The sequence below is a fragment of the Gordonia polyisoprenivorans genome (assembly GCF_017654315.1).
In the GTDB taxonomy this organism is placed as follows: Bacteria; Actinomycetota; Actinomycetes; order Mycobacteriales; family Mycobacteriaceae; genus Gordonia; species Gordonia polyisoprenivorans_A.
Genome location: NZ_CP072203.1, coordinates 1420551 through 1437677, shown reverse-complemented (window position 1 = coordinate 1437677; position 17127 = coordinate 1420551). Strand labels below are relative to the sequence as shown.

The following is a 17127-nucleotide window of genomic DNA, read 5'->3' as shown; positions in this document are numbered from 1 at the left end:
GAATGAGACGCTCGCCTCGGAGATACTTGTAGTTCTACAATCTTTGTATGTCCACAAGCATCTCCGCGACGGAGCTGACCCCGCGTCACAAGATGATCATCCTGGCGACGTGTTGCATGAGCCTGCTGATCGTCTCGATGGACGCGACGATCGTGAACGTCGCGCTCCCGTCGATCCGCACCGAGTTGCATGCGTCGGTGTCATCACTGCAATGGGTCATCGACATCTACACGCTGGTGCTGGCCGCCCTGCTGATGCTCTCGGGTGCGACGGCCGACCGCTACGGACGCAAGCGCATGTTCCAGATCGGGCTGACGATCTTCGCGATCGGCTCACTGGCCTGCAGTCTTGCGCCCTCGGTGGCGGTGCTCGTCGCCGCCCGCGCCCTGCAGGCCATCGGCGGCTCGATGCTCAACCCGGTCGCGATGTCGATCATCACCCAGGTCTTCGTCGAGCCCAAGGAACGCGCTCGGGCCATCGGCATGTGGGGTGCGGTGGTCGGCATCTCGATGGCGCTCGGCCCGATGATCGGCGGCGTGCTCATCGATCTCATCGACTGGCGCGCGGTCTTCTGGGTGAACCTGCCGATCTGCGCCGCAGCGATCGTGCTGACCGCGATCTTCGTGCCCGAGTCACGCTCGCCGGTGATGCGGACCCTCGACCCGATCGGGCAGGTGCTCGCGGTGATCACCCTGGCCGCGGTGGTCTACGGATTGATCGAGGGCCCGGTCCAGGGCTGGGGCTCACCGGCGACCATCGCCGTATTCGTCGTTGCCGCACTCGCTTTCGTCGGATTCCTGATCGCCGAACGGCACCACGTCGACCCGTTCATCGACCTGCGGTTCTTCCGCAGTGTGCCGTTCTCCTCGGCCACGCTGATCGCGGTCTGCGCATTCGCCAGTTGGGGTGCGTTCTTGTTCCTGATGTCGCTGTACCTGCAGGACGTGCGCGGTCTGTCGGCCATCCAGACCGGCGCCATGTTGCTGCCGCCCGCGATGGCGGTGTTGATCCTCTCGCCACTGTCCGGGCGTGCCGTCGGGCGCTTCGGCACACGACCGTCGCTGGTGCTGGCCGGCATCGCGATGCTGATCAGTTCCGCGCTGATGACGACCATCGAGCGGGACACCTCGCTGGTGACGATCGGGATCATCTTCGCCATCTTCGGGATCGGCTTCGGTGCGATCAACGCGCCGATCACCAACTCCGCGGTCAGCGGGATGCCGCGCCATCGTGCAGGCGCCGCGTCGGCGGTCGCCTCCACCAGCCGGCAGGTCGGCGTGAGCATCGGTGTGGCATTGGCCGGCAGCATCACCGGCGTCGCCGCATCCGGGATCGGGCCGGAGTTCACCGCCGACATGCACCCGATGTGGATTCTGGTGGTCATCTTCAGCGCGATCATCCTCGTCCTGGGCCTGGTGTCGACGACGCGCTGGGGACAGAACACCGCCGCCGACGTATCGGCACGCCTCATCGAACCGGAGACCGCCGATGTCTGAGCACGACACCGACACGTCGACGATCGACAGCCTCGTCGACGACGTCTGGCAGGCGATGATCACCCTCGTCTTCGACTCCCGCGACCCATGGCGGCGTGACGTGGTCGCGGCAACCGGCTTGCCGTTCAGCCGAATCCGCGTGCTCCGACGAGTGGCGCAGGGACCGACGCCGCTCAAGGAACTCGCCCGCGCGGCCACCATGGATCCGCCCGCGGTCTCGGTGGCGGTCTCCGATCTCGAGTCGGCGGGCTACGTCGTCCGCAAGGTCACCGAGCAGGATCGACGGTGCAAGTACGTGCATCTGACCGATGCCGGGCGCGCGGTGCTCGACGTCGTGGCCGCCGTCCCCGATCCGGCTCCGCCACAACTGCGTTCACTCGACGCCGACCAACTCCGCCGCCTGAGTGCGGCGTTGGGTCAGGGAGTCGAACCCGCCGCGCCCGCCTGAGCGCCTGCCGCACGATCGTCGAGGTCGGGGCGATACATCCGGTGCCCGACCCCCACGATCGCCAGGCACACCAGTGCCGCACCCACACCGAACAGGAACATCTCCGGATAGGTCAGGGCGCCGAATGTCTGTGAGAGCCAGGCCAACACGGCCGGGACCGCGAACCCCAGATAGGTGACGCCGTAGAACACCGCGCTCAGACCCGCCAGATCCTCGGGACCGGATATCCTCTGGACCTCCAACAGCCCCGCGATCATCGCCATGCCGTATCCACAGCCCAGCACGGTCGCGGCGACCAGGGACAGCCAAATCGTCAGCACGTGAGCGGCCAACGCCGCCAAGCCCATTCCGATCGCGAGCACCACCAGGGCGCTCACGACCCCGCGGACACCGTCGGGGTCGTCGATGCGTCGCCCCACCGATTGGATGCCGAAACCGGCGGCCAGCCCGAGCACACAGCACAGCGCGGCGAAGGCGATCGGTGCGCCGGACGTGCGCACCGACATCAATGCGGGGATCACCGCATACGCCGTGGCGCACGCACCGAACACCCACGGCGCCACCGGTAACACGACGAGCAGAAAGCGTCGGTGCCCGGCCGACGGGATCTTCAGATCGTCGACGAGTCGGCCCGGATTCTGTTGCCGCTCGCGGGTTTCGGGGACCTGCAGGATCAACAGCACGGCGATGGCGGCGATCGAGATGTTCACCGCGTAGGCCAGCACGTGCGGCCACGGCGCCCATTGGGCCAGTGCCCCGGCGACACCCGCGCCGACGCCGAAGCCCGCGGTCAGGCTCATCGCGCCGCGTCGAGCGCCCGCGGCCGCACGGTCACCGGCGCGGACACTGAGCTCGGTGATCCAGCTGCCGCCGACCGCCATCGACAGTCCCAGCGCCACACCGCTGAACACCCGCCCCACCGACAGCAGCACGATCGAATGGGCGCCGAACGCCAGGAGCAGCGAGCCGAGCGCGGCGAAGATCGGCGCCGGCAACATCAGGGGTCGGCGACCGAGTCGATCCGAGAGCGGTCCGCCGATGAGCAACGCGGGCACGATGCCGAGGACATAGAGGAACAGCAGCGCATCCACGGCGACAGCCGAGAACTCGCCACTTTGCCGATACATCACCAGCAGGGGCGTGAATTCGTTTCCGCCCCATGCGGAGGCGAACACCGCGAGTGCGACGGCCGGCCAGGTGGCGCGGCGCGCGATGCCCTCGGGCGCGGCGGTCGATGCGGTCGTCAGGGTCATCGCAGGTCTCCCGGCAGGTCGTGGACGTCACTGAGGTGACGGCGCAGCGCGGCGTCGAAGCCGTCGGCGTCGCGGCGTTCGATGAGAACGAGGAGTTCGGCGTGATCGGCGAGGATGCTCTGCGCGATCGCCGGGTCGCGCCGCACGCTCGTGGTGGTCATCCGACGATGGCGTTCGCCGAGGCCGGTGAAGAAGCCGGCGAGCAGCGCGTTGTCGCCGGCGGCCACGATGTGCTGGTGGAATTCGGCGTCGACCCGCGAGAACCGGGCGATGTCATCGTGTTCGACGAGCCGATGCTCCTCGAGATTGCGGCGCAGCGACTCGACGAGTCGCGTCGTCGCCGCATCGGCGGCGACCACCGCACGCACCGCATGGCCCTCGAGGAGTTGGCGGGCGTCGACGACGTCGCGGGCATCGCGGTCGGTCACCGGAACAACGAGGGCCCCACGTTTGGGATAGAGCCGCATCCACCCCTCGGCCTGCAGTCGCAGGAAGGCCTCGCGGACCGGGGTACGACTGACCTCGCAGCGCTGGGCGACCTCGCCTTCACTGATCAGCTCGCCGCCGGAGATCTCGTTGGTCAGGATCAGTTCCTTGACCTCGTCGTACACCCGATCGGAGGCCGAGGCAGCAGGCGAATACAACATAGACACAAGTTGCATGCTATCCGCCGGCCAACGGGAGCCACCACCGGTTTGTTGCCTGGATCACCACACCCGGACCACTGTGACCGGGGAGTGATGCGCGAGTGAGAGACTTTCAGTCATCCCGCGGCCGGTCCACACGACCGCGCGGTTCACGCGCCGGATCGTCATCGTCGCCGATTCGCGCGCACAGCCGGTGGCGTCGTCGCCACCCGAGCAGGAGGACATGACCGTGACGAGCACGGAAGACAACACCATACACCGCGTGGGCGAACCGACCATCGCCGATCATCCGATCACCGACGAAGAGATCTTCCTGGCCCACGTGGGCGGCAAACTCTCGGTGGAGCTGCGCTCCCCGATCCAGACCCAGCGGGACCTGTCGATCGCCTACACCCCCGGCGTGGCCCAGGTCTCGCGCGCGATCGACACCGACGCCGAGCTGGTCAACAAATACACCTGGACCGATCGACTCGTCGCCGTGGTCAGCGACGGCTCGGCGGTCCTCGGACTCGGTGACATCGGTCCGCGCGCATCGCTGCCGGTGATGGAGGGCAAATCGGCGCTGTTCCGCACGTTCGCCGGACTCAACTCGATCCCGATCGTCCTCGATACCAAGGACCCCGACGAGATCGTCGAGACGCTGGTGCGTCTGCGCCCGAGCTTCGGTGCGGTGAACCTCGAGGACATCTCCGCGCCACGCTGCTTCGAGATCGAACGACGGGTTATCGAGGCCCTCGACTGCCCGGTCATGCACGACGACCAGCACGGCACCGCGATCGTCGTGCTCGCCGCCCTCAAGGGCGCGGTCCGTCTGCTCGACCGCGGGCTCACCGACCTGCGGGTGGTGATCTCCGGGGCCGGCGCCGCCGGCGTCGCGTGCGCCAACATCCTTCTCGCATCCGGGATCTCCGACGTCGTGGTGCTCGACTCGAAGGGCATCGTGTCGCAGGGTCGCGACGGTCTCAACGAGTTCAAGGAGGACCTCGCCGCCCGCACCAACCCACGCGGACTCGTGGGCGGGGCGGCCGAGGCGCTCGCCGGTGCGGACGTGTTCATCGGGGTGTCGGCGGGCACGATCGACGAGGGTGTGATCGCGTCGATGAACGACGACGCCATCATCTTCGCGCTGTCCAACCCTGATCCGGAGATCCACCCGGAGATCGCCGCCAAGCACGCCGCGGTCGTCGCCACCGGGCGCAGCGACTTCCCGAATCAGATCAACAACGTGCTCGCCTTCCCCGGGGTGTTCGCCGGAGCGCTCGACGCCGGTGCCACCCGCATCACCGAGAGTATGAAACTGGCTGCCGCAGAGGCGATTCTGTCGGTGGTTGCCGAGGATCTCGCGGTGGACAAGATCGTGCCGAGCCCGCTCGACCCGCGGGTCGCACCGGCGGTGGCCGCGGCAGTCGCGGCAGCGGCGAACGCCGAGGACTGACCCACCGCGCCGACAACTCGCCTGTTTTCAGTCATTTCGAAAGTAGCCTCGGCCCAAAACCCCAGGTCGCGGGTCACGAGCTACTCGGCAGATGACTGAAAACAGGCGACCGCGCGTGATTCAAGGCCGAACGCCGGCCGATCAGTCGGATTTTTCGCGGTCCTGCCATGTGCACAGGCAGATCTCGTTGCCCTCGGCGTCGGCGAGCACCCAGAACGACGGAGCGTAGGCGTCGGTGACCAGGTGTCCGCCGGCGTCGATGGCCGCAGCCATCCGTTCCTGCACCTGATCGTGCGGCAGCCACAGATCGACGTGCATCCGACTGCGTTGCGGCCGTGGCGAATCCATCTGCTGAAACCAGATCGGGGGAAGAATCCCGGTGGGGTCGACGAGGTCGAGCGTGTCGTCGGGATCGTCGTTGTAGCCGAGGACCGTCTTCCAGAACGAGCGGATCGCGGTGATGTCCAGCGCGTCGATCGCGAGGTCGAATCGCGCGGGCGGCGCGGCGAACGGTTCGAGATCCATCTCGCGGGCGATGTCGGCAATCCGGTTCGCCAATGCGACGTCGGCATCGGTCATCCGATGCTCGCTGTGCGTGGTGAGGGACAGGTGCACCGACCCGTAGCGCAGATCGATGTCGGGATGGTGGTTGGCCTCCTCGGCGGCGTCGATGATGCGCGCGACGAATCGCCCGCCGGTCACCATGTTCCGGGTCCGGTAAGCCACCTGCAGGGCGTTGGCGATGACCCGCCACGGGTCGGCGACGGCGGCGGTGACCTCGGCGGCGGTCAGTGGGGTGTAGGAGTTGTCGCTCATGACCCGACCATACGGCCGATCACCGTTGACGAACACCGTCGTTTCGGGCATCGCCGGGATTACGCTGCTCTCATGCTGATCCCGGCCCGGCTGATGCCACGGATCGTCGAGGGAGAGGTCGACCTGGCCTTCCGTCGGTGGTCGGCGCCGCGTCTGCATCCCGGTTCGCGATTCGTCAGTCAGGGTGAACTCATCGAGATCACTTCGATCGAGCAGATCACCGATTCCGAGATCTCCGACGCCGACGCGCGTCGCGCCGGTTTCGACACCGCCGAACAGGCACGTAAGGCATTGCGCCGCACCGATGATCCCGTCTTTTGCATCGGCTTGCGGCACGCCGGCCCCGACCCGCGGATCGCCTTGCGCAACGATGCCGCGCTCTCCGCGGCCGATCTCGACGATCTGCGCACCCGCCTGGATCGGCTCGATTCCCGCGCCCCGCACGGACCGTGGACGCGAAAGGTGCTGATGCTCATCGCCCGTCGACCGGGAGTCGTGTCGACCGAACTGGCTGCCGAGGTGGGCCGTCCGCGGCCGGATTTCAAGCTCGACGTCCGCAAGCTCAAGAAGCTCGGACTCACCCACAGCCTCGAGGTCGGCTACGAGTTGTCACCGCGGGGTGAGGAATTCCTTCGACGCGAGTCCCCCAGCGAGTAGGTGTCGAGCCCATAATCGGATCCATGCCCTCGCCGCCGCCGGCCCGCTACCTCCTGCGTGCCAAGGAACTCGTCGACGCGCGGTTCGCCGAGCCGCTGACCGTCGACGACATGGCAGCCGCCGCCCGACTCTCACGCGCACACTTCTCCCGCGCATTCACCTCGGCCTACGGCGAGACCCCGCACGCCTATCTGCAGACCCGACGACTCGAACGCGCGGCGTCGATGCTGCGCAACACCGATCGCAGTGTCACCGACATCTGCATCGCCGTCGGGCTCCGCAGTGTCGGTTCGTTCACGACGAGCTTCGCCCGCGCCTACGGCAAGACCCCGACCGCCTATCGCGCGTCGTTCCCGCCCGCGGGCGATCAAGCCCATGTGCCGGCATGTGTCCTGCGCGTGTTCACCCGGCCGGCGCCCACCTCCCGCACGGCCGACCCGAACACAGCACAGGGGAAGAAGACCACGCACACCGCGGACTCCTAGGCTGAGATCACTCGAGAACCACCTCTCGACGAGCACCAACCAGGAAGGCTCACATCATGATTCGCATCGCCAGCGCCCAGCTCTGGGTGCACGACCAGGACGCCGCACTCGACTTCTGGACCGGCAAGGTCGGCCTCGAGGTCCGCCAGGACGTGACGATGCCCGAGATGGGCGGCTTCCGGTGGCTGACCGTCGGCCCGCCCGGACAGGACGACGTGTCGATCGTCCTGATGGCCATCCCTGGTCCGCCGATGATCGACGGCACCACGCAGACCGAGATCGCCGATCTCACCGCCAAGGGCTTCGCCGGCACCATCTTCCTCACCACCGACAACTGCCAGGCCGCCTACGAGGATCTGTCGGCACGCGGCGTCGAATTCACCGAGGCACCGGAGTCGCGGCCGTACGGCATCGATGCGGGCTTCCGTGATCCGTCGGGCAACAGCGTGCGGTTGACCCAGATTTCCGAGCGATTCGCGGCGTCGTAGGCGTCATACTCACACGATGACCACACGTCATCGGGCGCGGATGCGGACCCTGATCGTCACGGCGGCGGCACTTCTGGCGGCAGTGGGCGGGGGCGTCCTCGGCGCCACCGCGGCATCGGCCGCCCCGTTTCCGGTGACCACCGACGTCATCGCCGCACAGGCCGCGGGCTATCTACGTCCGGCGACCACCTCACCCCCGGGCGCCAACCTCGACCACTGCACCGACCGCCACGGCCGAGATCCGGTGATCCTGCTGCACGGCACCGCGTCGAACCAGCTCTCGGCGTGGGCCTATCTCGCTCCGACGCTGGCCAACGCCGGTTTCTGCGTGTTCAGTCTGACCTACGGACAGACGCCGTGGAGCGCGAACATCGGGGCGCTGGCCGACAAGTCCGAGTCGACGCGCGAGGTGGCGTCGTTCATCGACGCGGTGCGCGCACGGACCGGCGCGACGAAGGTCGACCTCGTCGGGCACTCGCAAGGTGGGGCGATCGCGCAACTGGTCACCCAGGTGCCCGGCAAGGCCGATCAGATCGCGACGATCGTCGACGTGTCGGCGCCCAACCGCGGGTATTCGAACTCTCCATGGGCGCCCCGGACCGCCCCGCCGCCGGCCGGCCAGGGCGACAACAGCCCCCTGCACCCGGGAATCCGCTACTTCAACCTCGCCAGCACCCACGACGAGGTGGTGTTTCCGCTGGCCAACGCACTGATGGACCCGGCGCCCAATGTCACCAACATCGTCGTCGAGTCGGTATGTCCGCACTCGGTGGTCGGGCATCTGGGGATGATCTACTCCCCGACCGTCGGCGCCCTGGTGCAGGGCGCCCTCGATCCGCGGCGTCCGGTGCCCGTGCCGTGCGGCGCGGACTTTCCCGCCTGATCCGAGGCGGTTTTTGTTCGGCGCCCGCGACTCGCTACACTCGTCAGCGCTGCCTTGCGCAGCACGCCGCCCTAGCTCAGTCGGTAGAGCAATTCACTCGTAATGAATAGGTCAGGGGTTCGATTCCCCTGGGCGGCTCCACAACCAGAGGGTTTGCCGATTCGGCTCCCCCGCATCGGCACTGACCCACCTTTTACCCACCCGGAACCGTGCCCGACCGAGATCTTCTGCGAGCCACTGCCGAGAGCGTCCGCGTGCTCATGCGCCGACGCCAGGCGAACGCGATGGCCATAAATCCGGCGTGGGTGCCACCGGACCCCGAGCTGATGGCGCTGGCCGCCGAGGTCGACGGAGTAACCCTTCGGCAAGCGAGCCGAGGCAGACGACCTCCGGGGCCGTCTCGCCGCGGTCCTGGGCGATGACTGGGAGCCGTTAGATGGTCCACGAATGGGTCCACAATCGCTTCCCCAATGTGGTCCACATTGGTGGACTACGATCATGAGCGGATACGAGCTGCGGATCACGACCAGCGCGGCAAAGTCGCTGGGCAAGCTCCTTCGCGTCGAGCAGAAGCTCATCAGCGACTCGATCAAGTCGCTGCCCGACAATCCGCGTCGGCAACTACCACGTCTACACCATTGACGACGGCGAACTCGTCATCGTGGTCGTTCATATCGGCCACCGAAGGGAGGTCTACACCCGATGAGCTATTCCATCCGCGAGGCGAAGGCCAAGTTGTCCGAGCTGATCCGAGACGCCGTAGATGAGCCAACGGTGATCTCGAACCACGGCAAACCGGCCGCGATCGTGCTGTCGCCGGAACGCTACGACGGCCTGCTTGATGAGATCGAAGACCTCCGAGATCGGCTGGCCGTGTACGAATCCCGCGACGAGCCGACGATGTCGTTCGACAAGATGCTTGCTGAACTGGGGCTCAACGACTGACGAAGCACCCCGAGCGACCGCAAGTCGAACTGACTGACCTCTTCCGAGGCACTGGACCGACTTTGTGGAGTGTGCCCCTTATCGTTTGGAGGCAGGGAAACGTTCTCCCTGAACACGATTGGGAGTACTCATGCCATGCGACAGATCCAGCGACTCGGCTGTTGTGCCGAAGCACTTCACGGAAACTGAGCGGATCGATGCGGCGAGGAAGATACTCGCGGATCGTGGAATCCTCTCCACTCGAATCGACCTTGGCGAAGCGCTGCTGGTGGATGCACGCAGCGAGCAGCAGGTCTTCTACTACGACGAGGAGGGCAGTCTCGGTGGGGAGATCGAGTAGGGATACAAAAAGAGCGCCCCACCTCAATCGATGTGGGGCGCTTTGACCTTCGCTGCATTCAAGGCGTGGATCGGGTCGTTACCCTCGTGCGAACTGTCCACTTGCACAGCAACTCTCACCGCGACAATCCTCGCCGAGGAGGTGGGCATCGAGGCGGCGGCCGAGCAGCTGTGCCACACAACACCGGAGACGACGCGCAAGCACTACCGTCAGCGTCCGAAGGTCGCCGGGGATGTGCGGCATGTCCTCGATCGCCTGGCGCCGGTGAGCTGACCCACCGTTTACCCACCGGAAATGAGCGGAATGGCGAGCGCCGGCGCGGACTGGTGGACACGGCATACCGGGACCCCTCTCACCGCCGGGGTTACGTGATGTCGAGGGCGACCGTCACCGGGAACGGTGATTCCACCGTCACCTCGCCGTTGAACTGGTCACCGACATACCCATCGGAATCCAACCTGAGAACGGTGATGGCGACCGGGGCGTCAAGGTCGATGATCCAGTAGTGTGCGATGCCGGCGTCGGCGTATTCACTGCGCTTCATCACGTGATCGGTGCGCCGCGAGCCCGGCGAGACGACCTCAACGGCCAACACCACCTGGTCAGCGGTAATCATCGAGTCATCGGCATCGGTGCGCCGCACAATCACATCAGGAATCCGCACCGTTGCCGGCGTGGCCGCGTCGATGACCACCTCGACCTCTTGCAACGCCTCGAAGCCGTCCGGAAGCTGCGCGGCCAACTGCTGCCACAACCGAGACGCCGCGCGGGAATGTGCGGGGGTGGGACGGGGAGACACGATCGCCAGGCCTTCCTGAAGCTCGACCCGCTGCTCGGGCGCCTCCGGCAACGCACGCCACTGCTCCAGCGACATCAGCTGGGGATACGCGGCAGCGGTCATACCCACGATTCTATGCACGGCAGCGGCTCTCCGAACCCGCTCAGTACAAGCTCTCATCGTGCCGTTTTCGGTCAGCGCGCGCTTGATGCACTCGTTCGATCAGCGGGAAGCTCACCCAACGCGACGACAGCGACGACGAGGGCAATGCTCACCGCGGCCGATCCCCATCCGGCGCTGCCGGATTCGACGAGTGGCGTCGCGAGCACGATGAGTATCGACCACAGCGGACCTTCGTCACCACTCTGGGATGCCAGGGGCGGTCGTCCGGCCGCCAGGGCGGCGGGGCGGGAAGGTGGACATGTCCATGGCGATGGCTGCCCCAGCCGTTCCGCGATGAACCCGACATCTGTCAGTGATGGTGTCCTCCTTACCTTCTCGTCGTGACGATGTTCGCCATATCTTCTAGCACTCGTTGGCGAAGATCGCTAGCACTATTCGGTTCGTGGTGCTATTTTGGTGTCGACAGCATCCTTTGCCGCCGGAGGTGAACGATGACAACTGTTGTAGGAGAGCAACTCTCGACCGACTTCGACGCGGGCGAGAGCATCCGGACTGCGACCATAGCCCGTCCGGCCGCAGGCTTCTGCCGTCCAATTCTCGATGAGAGCATCGCCTGGTCGGCAGCGGATCGGACGTGGCTGGTGCGGCATGGAATCGAGGTCTGTGAACTCCCTCGTCCACGTCGGCTCGACCGGACGATGCGCCTCGACCTGACGCTGCACGCAACACAGCGCGTCCTCTCTCCGCGTTCGATTGTTGCGAGTCACGAACACACCGATCTGCGCGCGGGACGCAGGCCCGACCGGCCGTCACCACATCAACGCGACCCTCCGCACCGACCGCACACCACGACAACCGTTGTCCGACAGAGGAGGTGGTTATCGAACAAGGTCCGAGACGAACACATCAACCAGACATGACGCGCGACGACCGGGTCGCTCACGACACACTGTTTCCGACACGGCTCCGACACTCCCTCGCGGAGTTGGCGGGCACCGCCCTGACGGGCGAGCAGGACACGGCGTGACCGATCCGGTCGTCGCCTTTCTGTCCGGCGGGGCCGTCTGTATCCGGCGGGGTCGCGGTCAGATCGCACGCCGGGCCTCGCCCGAATCCGAGCGCGGTGCACTACGCTTCGGCTCATGCGACACGTCGAATCGCCGGTTACACCGACCACGGAGCGCGCGTGGACATCGTCGCGATAATCCTGTCGCTCGCCGCGGCACTGCTGTTCGCGATCGCATCGGTGCTCCAGGCCGCCGGCACCCGAGGGCTGCCCGACGACGGCGCCGTCGGTGCCGGTTTCTTCGTCGCACTCTTCCGACGCAAGACGTGGCTGGCGGGCATCGCCGCCGACATCCTCGGATTCGTCGTCCAGGCCTGGGCCTTGGCGGTCGGCAGCCTGATGCTGGTGCAGCCGTTGCTGGTCACCGCGTTACTGTTCGCCCTGCCGATGGGCGCCTACTCCGAACGTCGGATGCTCACCGCGCGCGAATGGACGTGGGCTGCACTGTTGACCGCATCGCTGGTGGTGTTCATGCTGCTCGGGCAACCCACCGAGGGCATCGACGATCCACCGTTCAGCGACTGGATCATTCCGCTCGCCGTGATGATCCCCGTCGTGATCGTCTGCGTGGCAGGCGGCTCACGACTGCCACACGGCACATGGCGATCACTCACACTGGCCATCGGCGCCGGCGTCCTCCTCGGCCTCTCGGCACCGCTCACCAAGACCGGGATCGCCGCATTCCGCGACGGGCTACTCGACGGACTCGCCAGTTGGGAGTTCTGGGCGATGGCGGTCACCGCGACGCTCGGCACCCTGTGGCAGCAATCCAGCTATCAGGCCGGCGACGTCCAGACCAGCCTGCCCGCGGTCACCGTCCTCAAACCGATCATCGCAATGTCGTTGGGACTGACCATCTATGACGAGGCCCTCCGCGTCGGAAACGCGGGCGACATCGCCATCTTCGTCGCACTCGGCGTGATGCTGCTGTCGACGATCATGCTGGGTAGGCTCTCGGCTCCACCCGAGGCCGCACCGTCAGCGGTCGAGTACCGGCCGGCTCAGTAAACGAAACCCCTATCGACTGTCGGTACTTCCGTGCGCGTCGCCCCGCCGACGCGCACGGAACGCCGTACTCGCCAAGTCCCACACCACGTAGACGACCATCGCGATGACGGCGAAGATCAACCCGTCCTTCACCGACTCCCAGAAGCCCTGATGGGTGAGCAGCACATTGATGATCGTCACCACGACGAAGAAGATGACCGACGCCTCAACGTTCCTCCGCAAGTCCACAACTGAAATCATGCGGCGATCGTAAGGCACCGCATGGGCGATCAGGCTGCGGGCTGCTGCTGATCGCTCACAGTGGAGGCACCGGTGCCGCCAGTCGTCGCGGGCCCTGCCGCCGGTGAGCTCGACGGCGTCGAGGACGAGTCGTCGGTGGTCGGTGCCGGGTTCGCGGCACCCTGGTCACCCGTGGCATCGCCGGCCTGATCACCGGCGCCGGCCTGCCCGGCCGGGGTCGTCACGACAGGTGCGGGTGTCGGCGTATCTTGGTGCGGTGCACCCTGATCTGTATCCGTCGAGCCGGTGGCAAGAGTGGAATCGCCGGCTGCGGGAGCGGCCGCCGGGTTGGTCGAGGCGGGCGCCCCTGCGGTCTGTCCACCATCCCCGGCATCGGCGGTCGGGGCGTCCGTGGTCGGAGTGTCGGCGGTCGGGGCGTCGGCGGCCGACACGCTCATCAGCTCGGGCTGCACCGACCGCAACGCCGACACCGGGACCGTCGCGCTCGTCGGCAACGCGGAGGTCAGGTTGCCGGTGTTGAACGCCGGGATGGTGAACAGATCGAAGAAGTTGAACGACGAGACGTCGAAGGTCGGGATGATCTGCTGCAGAGACGTCGGGGTGCCGAGCGTCAGGGTGGGCAGGCTCAGGTAGTTGACGTAGTCGGGGCCGTTGGTGCCGTGGGTCTGCGCGGTGCCGGGGAACAGCACGAACTGCGAACCGAGCCACGAGATCCTGATCGGACCCGAGTATCCGTAATCGCTGGTGAGGGCGAGGTTCTCCGGGCCGTTCAGACTGAGGCGGAGGACGTCCTTGGTGACGTAGATCGGATCACCGGTGATCGCCTGGGCGAGGATGTCGAGCAACTGATCCTGATCGGTCAGCAGCGTCAGAACCGAGAGCGGATTGGTCAGTGCAAGTTGCACTTCCCCGGACTGCTGGCCATCGGCGACCTTGATATAGCGCGCATCGAAGGTGGCGGCGATGTTCAGACACGAACCCGCGGTCTTCGAGTTCGCGGCCGCCAAGGCACCGAGGCAGAAGACCGTGTCGTCGGGGAGATCGGCGCGGTCGATGCCGACGAAGTCCAAGACCTCACCGACCGTCATTCCGCCGATCAGTGGAACCCAGTCAGGGACGAGCTCGGTGGCCCACGCGCCATTGACGAAATCCGTCACTCCATCGGTCGCAAGGGCCAGACCGAGAATCGATAAAGCGGCCGCACTGCTTCCCGCGCCGAGCGGAATTGCGACGGCAGCGCCGGGAAGTATCGCGATCGCTGTTTCATTGCCGAATACGATTCCGAGCGACTCCAGCGTGTCTCGAACCAGATCGGGATCGATCTCAATGCCGACCGGCAGCAGCGATTCCAACACCGCGTTGATCTGATCGACCAGCTGATCGATCAGGTAGTTCGGCCCCAACGCCACCCCACCGGCGATGCCCTGGCTCTCGATCCCCAACGCCGCGATCACCTCATCCAGAGTCGCCGTCGACCAGTCGTGGATGCTCGCCAGGCCGCTGGTCACCTGCGGAATCGAGGCCTGTGCCTGGCCGTCACCGAAGGCCAGACCGGCTGTCAGGGTGGCCGACGCCGCAAGGGCGGTGGCACCCAAAGCCATACGGCGGGTGGCGGGTTCGCGTACGAGGCTGTGTCGTCCCATGGATCGGCTCCTTCAATCCGGTGTGCGAGTGGAGAAGGAGCCCCCCGACTTCCCCGTCGTGCACCGGCGACATTAATCCAGACAAACCACTCGCAAGTGTCAAATAGCAAAATCTCTCTCAGGATCGTCCGGCCGAGTGACAGGTCGAAACCCGCAGGCGACAGCCGACTGTGGCCGGATTCCCTCGGGAACCCGACCACAGTTGATTCAGCATTCTCTCAGTTCATTCACAGATGAGCGACACTCAGGCAGCGAAGACCTCCAGCCGCCGGGACTGCTCCACCGACGAATAGTGCGAGGCGTCGCCCTGGAGAATCCGGCTGCTCTGGCCGTGGATGTCGACGGGTACGTCGCCGGCGAGAGTGATCCGGTGCAGTTGACGTTTCTGGTCACCGAAGTCGGAGATGCCGTAGTGCTGGGTGGCGCGGTTGTCCCAGATGACCAGGTCACCGTAGCTCCAGTTCCATCGGAAGGTGTTCTCCAGCTTGGTGATCCGATCCTGCAGTAAGTGGTAGAGGTTCGCGAACTCCGAGGCCTTGAGTCCACGGAACTCCTTGGCGAAATGCCCCAGGAGGAGACTGCGCTCACCGGTTTCGGGATGCACGCGCACCACGGGATGCAGGGTCTCGTACTCGGTACTGGTGAACTCGGCGTAGTGCTCCTGCTTCTGGACGACGTCGATACCGCCCGACGGCTCCTTCTGGCTGACGTAGTCGTAGAGGTTGGAGTGAGTGGCCCAGAGATTCTCGACGAGCGCCCGCAACGGCGTAGGCAACTGCTCGTAGGCGGCGACCGTGGAGGCCCATGTGGTCGCACCGCCGTACGTCGGCAGCACGATCGGGCGTAGCAGCGACGCCTTGGGGATGCGGTCGACGAAGGTGACGTCGGAGTGCCAGCTGTTGGCGGCCCCTTCGATCGTCAACAGCTGATCACCGCGAGAGGTGACCGTCGGATGCGGCGCGGTCGGCTCACCGAGCAACGAGGCGAACGCATACTGACTCGCATCGTCGAGGTGCTCCTGCCCCGAGAACGCCACCACCTTGTTCACGGCGAGAGCGGTGCGGATGGCCTCGACCTGCTCGGTCGGCACGTCCCCGCCGAGGCGCACACCGTCGATCGTGGCGCCGATATGCTCCCCCAGCTTGGTGACGGTGATGCCTGCGTCCCGGTAGAGCTGTTCGGCGGCGGCCGCGCGGTCGGTGCGGGCATCGATTTGAGCCAATGTCATTGCGATCACCTTTCGTTCGTCGCCACCCACTCTCCGTGGACGCGCGGCGAACACGCATGATCTGGCTCAGGGTGATTCCAACGTCGGCGCCCGACGACGCGATGGATCACACCCGCGGGGTCAGCTCGACAATCGCGATGGGACGCGTGGTCTTGCTCTGATACTGCGCGTAGCGCCCCTTGTTGACGTCGTCGACGAGCTGCCAGCGTCGGGCGTAGTCCGGGTCGTCCGGGTAGGTGGCGCGGGCGGTGACCGCGACATGGCGACGGCCGACCTGGATCTCGACGTCCGGGATGGCCTTCAGGTTGGCCAGCCATGCGGGCGGGCGCGGTGACCCGCCGTTGGAGGCGACGACGAGATAGGTCTCGCCGTCACGGGCATAGGTCAACGCCGTCGTCCGTGGCTGCCCGCTCTTGCGTCCGGTCATGTGCAGCAGCAGGGTCGGGTTACCCATCAGCAGACGGTGCCCGATCAGACCATGACTGTGCTGGTAGATCCACTGATGCGCCTTGAGCGCGGTGACGAACAGGTCGGTCGACACCGACACGGGTGCGCTATTTCGACTCGTCGACCGGGGAGCCGCCACCCTCGGTGTCGTCGCTGGCGGTCGCGCTGGCGTCGTCGGATTCGTCCTCGTCCTTGGCGAGCGGGTCATAGCCGGGGACGCCCTCGAGCACGGTAAGTTCGTTGTCGATCGCGGCCTCGACCGCCTTGGCCTCGTCCTTGATCTTCTTGATGAACTCGGACATGTCGTCACTCCTCGTCACAGTTCGCCCGGGCCGCGGTGCACCGGGCAGACCTTCAGCGTATCGGAGCACGCCCGGTGGGCGGATTGTGACGCCCGGTCGACGAGAAACGGCGCCCGGTCGATGGTCGCCGTTCGGTGCGGCGCGGCGGAATCGGAGGCGGCTGGGTCTCGAGACCTGTTGCGGTGGTGATGATTCCGGTGCCTGCGGGACCGGATACTCACCGGTGCAACGGGTCTCGAGGCTCCGTCGCTATCGCTCCTCCGCACCTCGACCATCGGGATGGGATGGTCGGGCGTCGGGCAGGAGTGATCGACCATCGGGATGGGATGGTCGGGCGTCGGGCAGGAGTGATCGACCATCGGGATGGGATGGTCGGGTGTCGGGCAGGAGCGATCGACC

22 protein-coding genes and 1 tRNA gene are annotated in these 17127 nt (G+C 66.2%); 14 read left to right on the top strand and 9 right to left on the bottom strand.

Translation table 11 applies throughout. The features are described 5' to 3' along the window. The first annotated feature begins 47 nt into the window (after positions 1–47). Positions 48–1496 carry a DHA2 family efflux MFS transporter permease subunit gene (locus J6U32_RS06500; RefSeq protein WP_208794050.1) on the top strand — a complete coding sequence of 483 codons (1449 nt, stop codon included), beginning with the start codon at positions 48–50 and terminating at the stop codon, positions 1494–1496. Then, entirely contained in the window at positions 1489–1944 is a 456-nt protein-coding gene (locus tag J6U32_RS06495) for a MarR family winged helix-turn-helix transcriptional regulator (RefSeq protein WP_208794049.1), read from the top strand. Before J6U32_RS06500 ends, J6U32_RS06495 begins: the two co-directional genes overlap by 8 nt. On the opposite strand, the gene J6U32_RS06490 is transcribed toward J6U32_RS06495, so the two are convergent. Both J6U32_RS06490 and J6U32_RS06485 read right to left on the bottom strand, forming a co-directional pair. Beyond that, complete coding sequence (locus tag J6U32_RS06490; RefSeq protein ID WP_208794048.1) at positions 1914–3197, bottom strand: MFS transporter; 1284 nt, start codon at positions 3195–3197, stop codon at positions 1914–1916. The genes J6U32_RS06495 and J6U32_RS06490 overlap by 31 nt on opposite strands. Continuing rightward, entirely contained in the window at positions 3194–3844 is a 651-nt protein-coding gene (locus tag J6U32_RS06485) for a GntR family transcriptional regulator (RefSeq protein WP_208795984.1), read from the bottom strand. The genes J6U32_RS06490 and J6U32_RS06485 overlap by 4 nt, the downstream gene beginning before the upstream one ends. A 223-nt stretch (positions 3845–4067) precedes the next feature. On the opposite strand from J6U32_RS06485, the gene J6U32_RS06480 reads away from it, so the two are divergent. After that, positions 4068–5279 carry an NAD(P)-dependent malic enzyme gene (locus J6U32_RS06480; RefSeq protein WP_208794047.1) on the top strand — a complete coding sequence of 404 codons (1212 nt, stop codon included), beginning with the start codon at positions 4068–4070 and terminating at the stop codon, positions 5277–5279. A gap of 141 nt (positions 5280–5420) precedes the next feature. Here the strand turns inward: J6U32_RS06480 and J6U32_RS06475 are convergent, their stop codons facing one another. After that, positions 5421–6095 (bottom strand): VOC family protein, encoded by a 675-nt coding sequence (locus J6U32_RS06475; protein ID WP_208794046.1) that lies wholly within the window; start codon positions 6093–6095, stop codon positions 5421–5423. A gap of 72 nt (positions 6096–6167) precedes the next feature. Between J6U32_RS06475 and J6U32_RS06470 the strand changes: the two genes are divergently transcribed. The 10 genes from J6U32_RS06470 to J6U32_RS06430 all read left to right on the top strand — a co-directional run bounded on the left by J6U32_RS06470 (position 6168) and on the right by J6U32_RS06430 (position 10166). Beyond that, a complete protein-coding gene (locus J6U32_RS06470; RefSeq protein WP_208794045.1) occupies positions 6168–6752 on the top strand; it encodes a hypothetical protein in 585 nt (194 codons plus the stop codon). A 23-nt stretch (positions 6753–6775) separates the two neighbouring features. After that, positions 6776–7237, top strand: a complete 462-nt coding sequence (locus J6U32_RS06465) for a helix-turn-helix domain-containing protein (protein WP_014358802.1) — start codon at positions 6776–6778, stop codon at positions 7235–7237. A gap of 56 nt (positions 7238–7293) precedes the next feature. Next, a complete protein-coding gene (locus tag J6U32_RS06460; RefSeq protein ID WP_208794044.1) occupies positions 7294–7725 on the top strand; it encodes a VOC family protein in 432 nt (143 codons plus the stop codon). A 40-nt stretch (positions 7726–7765) separates the two neighbouring features. Continuing rightward, on the top strand, positions 7766–8608 hold the full coding sequence (locus J6U32_RS06455) for an esterase/lipase family protein (protein WP_208795983.1): 843 nt from the start codon (positions 7766–7768) through the stop codon (positions 8606–8608). A gap of 65 nt (positions 8609–8673) precedes the next feature. Continuing rightward, positions 8674–8749, top strand: a tRNA-Thr gene (locus tag J6U32_RS06450). Between the two features lie 357 nt (positions 8750–9106). Continuing rightward, positions 9107–9250, top strand: coding sequence for a type II toxin-antitoxin system RelE family toxin (locus J6U32_RS06445; protein ID WP_244332651.1), 144 nt, complete (start codon positions 9107–9109; stop codon positions 9248–9250). Next, the gene (locus tag J6U32_RS27270; protein WP_338837764.1) at positions 9216–9314 is read left to right on the top strand and encodes a type II toxin-antitoxin system RelE family toxin; all 99 of its coding nucleotides are present in this window, start codon (positions 9216–9218) and stop codon (positions 9312–9314) included. The genes J6U32_RS06445 and J6U32_RS27270 overlap by 35 nt, the downstream gene beginning before the upstream one ends. Further along, positions 9311–9553, top strand: a complete 243-nt coding sequence (locus J6U32_RS06440) for a type II toxin-antitoxin system Phd/YefM family antitoxin (RefSeq protein WP_208794043.1) — start codon at positions 9311–9313, stop codon at positions 9551–9553. Before J6U32_RS27270 ends, J6U32_RS06440 begins: the two co-directional genes overlap by 4 nt. A 163-nt stretch (positions 9554–9716) precedes the next feature. Then, positions 9717–9893 (top strand): hypothetical protein, encoded by a 177-nt coding sequence (locus J6U32_RS06435; RefSeq protein WP_208794042.1) that lies wholly within the window; start codon positions 9717–9719, stop codon positions 9891–9893. A 42-nt stretch (positions 9894–9935) separates the two neighbouring features. Continuing rightward, positions 9936–10166 (top strand): hypothetical protein, encoded by a 231-nt coding sequence (locus J6U32_RS06430; RefSeq protein WP_208794041.1) that lies wholly within the window; start codon positions 9936–9938, stop codon positions 10164–10166. 91 nt (positions 10167–10257) lie between these two features. On the opposite strand, the gene J6U32_RS06425 is transcribed toward J6U32_RS06430, so the two are convergent. Beyond that, positions 10258–10794, bottom strand: coding sequence for a Uma2 family endonuclease (locus J6U32_RS06425; RefSeq protein WP_208794040.1), 537 nt, complete (start codon positions 10792–10794; stop codon positions 10258–10260). A 1186-nt stretch (positions 10795–11980) separates the two neighbouring features. On the opposite strand from J6U32_RS06425, the gene J6U32_RS06420 reads away from it, so the two are divergent. Further along, the gene (locus tag J6U32_RS06420) at positions 11981–12868 is read left to right on the top strand and encodes a DMT family transporter (protein WP_208794039.1); all 888 of its coding nucleotides are present in this window, start codon (positions 11981–11983) and stop codon (positions 12866–12868) included. A gap of 9 nt (positions 12869–12877) precedes the next feature. Here the strand turns inward: J6U32_RS06420 and J6U32_RS06415 are convergent, their stop codons facing one another. The 5 genes from J6U32_RS06415 to J6U32_RS06395 all read right to left on the bottom strand — a co-directional run bounded on the left by J6U32_RS06415 (position 12878) and on the right by J6U32_RS06395 (position 16728). Further along, on the bottom strand, positions 12878–13108 hold the full coding sequence (locus tag J6U32_RS06415; protein ID WP_208794038.1) for a hypothetical protein: 231 nt from the start codon (positions 13106–13108) through the stop codon (positions 12878–12880). Between the two features lie 29 nt (positions 13109–13137). Further along, on the bottom strand, positions 13138–14751 hold the full coding sequence (locus J6U32_RS06410) for a hypothetical protein (RefSeq protein ID WP_208794037.1): 1614 nt from the start codon (positions 14749–14751) through the stop codon (positions 13138–13140). A gap of 244 nt (positions 14752–14995) precedes the next feature. Further along, positions 14996–15979, bottom strand: a complete 984-nt coding sequence (locus tag J6U32_RS06405) for a TauD/TfdA dioxygenase family protein (RefSeq protein WP_208794036.1) — start codon at positions 15977–15979, stop codon at positions 14996–14998. Between the two features lie 106 nt (positions 15980–16085). After that, positions 16086–16526 (bottom strand): nitroreductase family deazaflavin-dependent oxidoreductase, encoded by a 441-nt coding sequence (locus J6U32_RS06400; protein WP_208794035.1) that lies wholly within the window; start codon positions 16524–16526, stop codon positions 16086–16088. A gap of 7 nt (positions 16527–16533) precedes the next feature. Next, complete coding sequence (locus J6U32_RS06395) at positions 16534–16728, bottom strand: hypothetical protein (RefSeq protein ID WP_208794034.1); 195 nt, start codon at positions 16726–16728, stop codon at positions 16534–16536. Positions 16729–17127 lie beyond the last annotated feature (399 nt).

Bases quoted from the DNA above. Each gene is read 5' to 3' on its own strand.
- J6U32_RS06480 (WP_208794047.1), top strand. From the start codon at position 4,068: ATGACCGTGACGAGCACGGAAGACAACACCATACACCGCGTGGGCGAA.
- J6U32_RS06500 (WP_208794050.1), top strand. From the start codon at position 48: ATGTCCACAAGCATCTCCGCGACGGAGCTGACCCCGCGTCACAAGATG.
- J6U32_RS06470 (WP_208794045.1), top strand. From the start codon at position 6,168: ATGCTGATCCCGGCCCGGCTGATGCCACGGATCGTCGAGGGAGAGGTC.
- J6U32_RS06495 (WP_208794049.1), top strand. From the start codon at position 1,489: ATGTCTGAGCACGACACCGACACGTCGACGATCGACAGCCTCGTCGAC.
- J6U32_RS06465 (WP_014358802.1), top strand. From the start codon at position 6,776: ATGCCCTCGCCGCCGCCGGCCCGCTACCTCCTGCGTGCCAAGGAACTC.
- J6U32_RS06455 (WP_208795983.1), top strand. From the start codon at position 7,766: ATGCGGACCCTGATCGTCACGGCGGCGGCACTTCTGGCGGCAGTGGGC.
- J6U32_RS06440 (WP_208794043.1), top strand. From the start codon at position 9,311: ATGAGCTATTCCATCCGCGAGGCGAAGGCCAAGTTGTCCGAGCTGATC.
- J6U32_RS06445 (WP_244332651.1), top strand. From the start codon at position 9,107: ATGAGCGGATACGAGCTGCGGATCACGACCAGCGCGGCAAAGTCGCTG.
- J6U32_RS06410 (WP_208794037.1), bottom strand. From the start codon at position 14,751: ATGGGACGACACAGCCTCGTACGCGAACCCGCCACCCGCCGTATGGCT.
- J6U32_RS06460 (WP_208794044.1), top strand. From the start codon at position 7,294: ATGATTCGCATCGCCAGCGCCCAGCTCTGGGTGCACGACCAGGACGCC.
- J6U32_RS06415 (WP_208794038.1), bottom strand. From the start codon at position 13,108: ATGATTTCAGTTGTGGACTTGCGGAGGAACGTTGAGGCGTCGGTCATC.
- J6U32_RS06485 (WP_208795984.1), bottom strand. From the start codon at position 3,844: ATGTTGTATTCGCCTGCTGCCTCGGCCTCCGATCGGGTGTACGACGAG.
- J6U32_RS06405 (WP_208794036.1), bottom strand. From the start codon at position 15,979: ATGACATTGGCTCAAATCGATGCCCGCACCGACCGCGCGGCCGCCGCC.
- J6U32_RS06395 (WP_208794034.1), bottom strand. From the start codon at position 16,728: ATGTCCGAGTTCATCAAGAAGATCAAGGACGAGGCCAAGGCGGTCGAG.
- J6U32_RS06425 (WP_208794040.1), bottom strand. From the start codon at position 10,794: ATGACCGCTGCCGCGTATCCCCAGCTGATGTCGCTGGAGCAGTGGCGT.
- J6U32_RS06475 (WP_208794046.1), bottom strand. From the start codon at position 6,095: ATGAGCGACAACTCCTACACCCCACTGACCGCCGCCGAGGTCACCGCC.
- J6U32_RS06490 (WP_208794048.1), bottom strand. From the start codon at position 3,197: ATGACCCTGACGACCGCATCGACCGCCGCGCCCGAGGGCATCGCGCGC.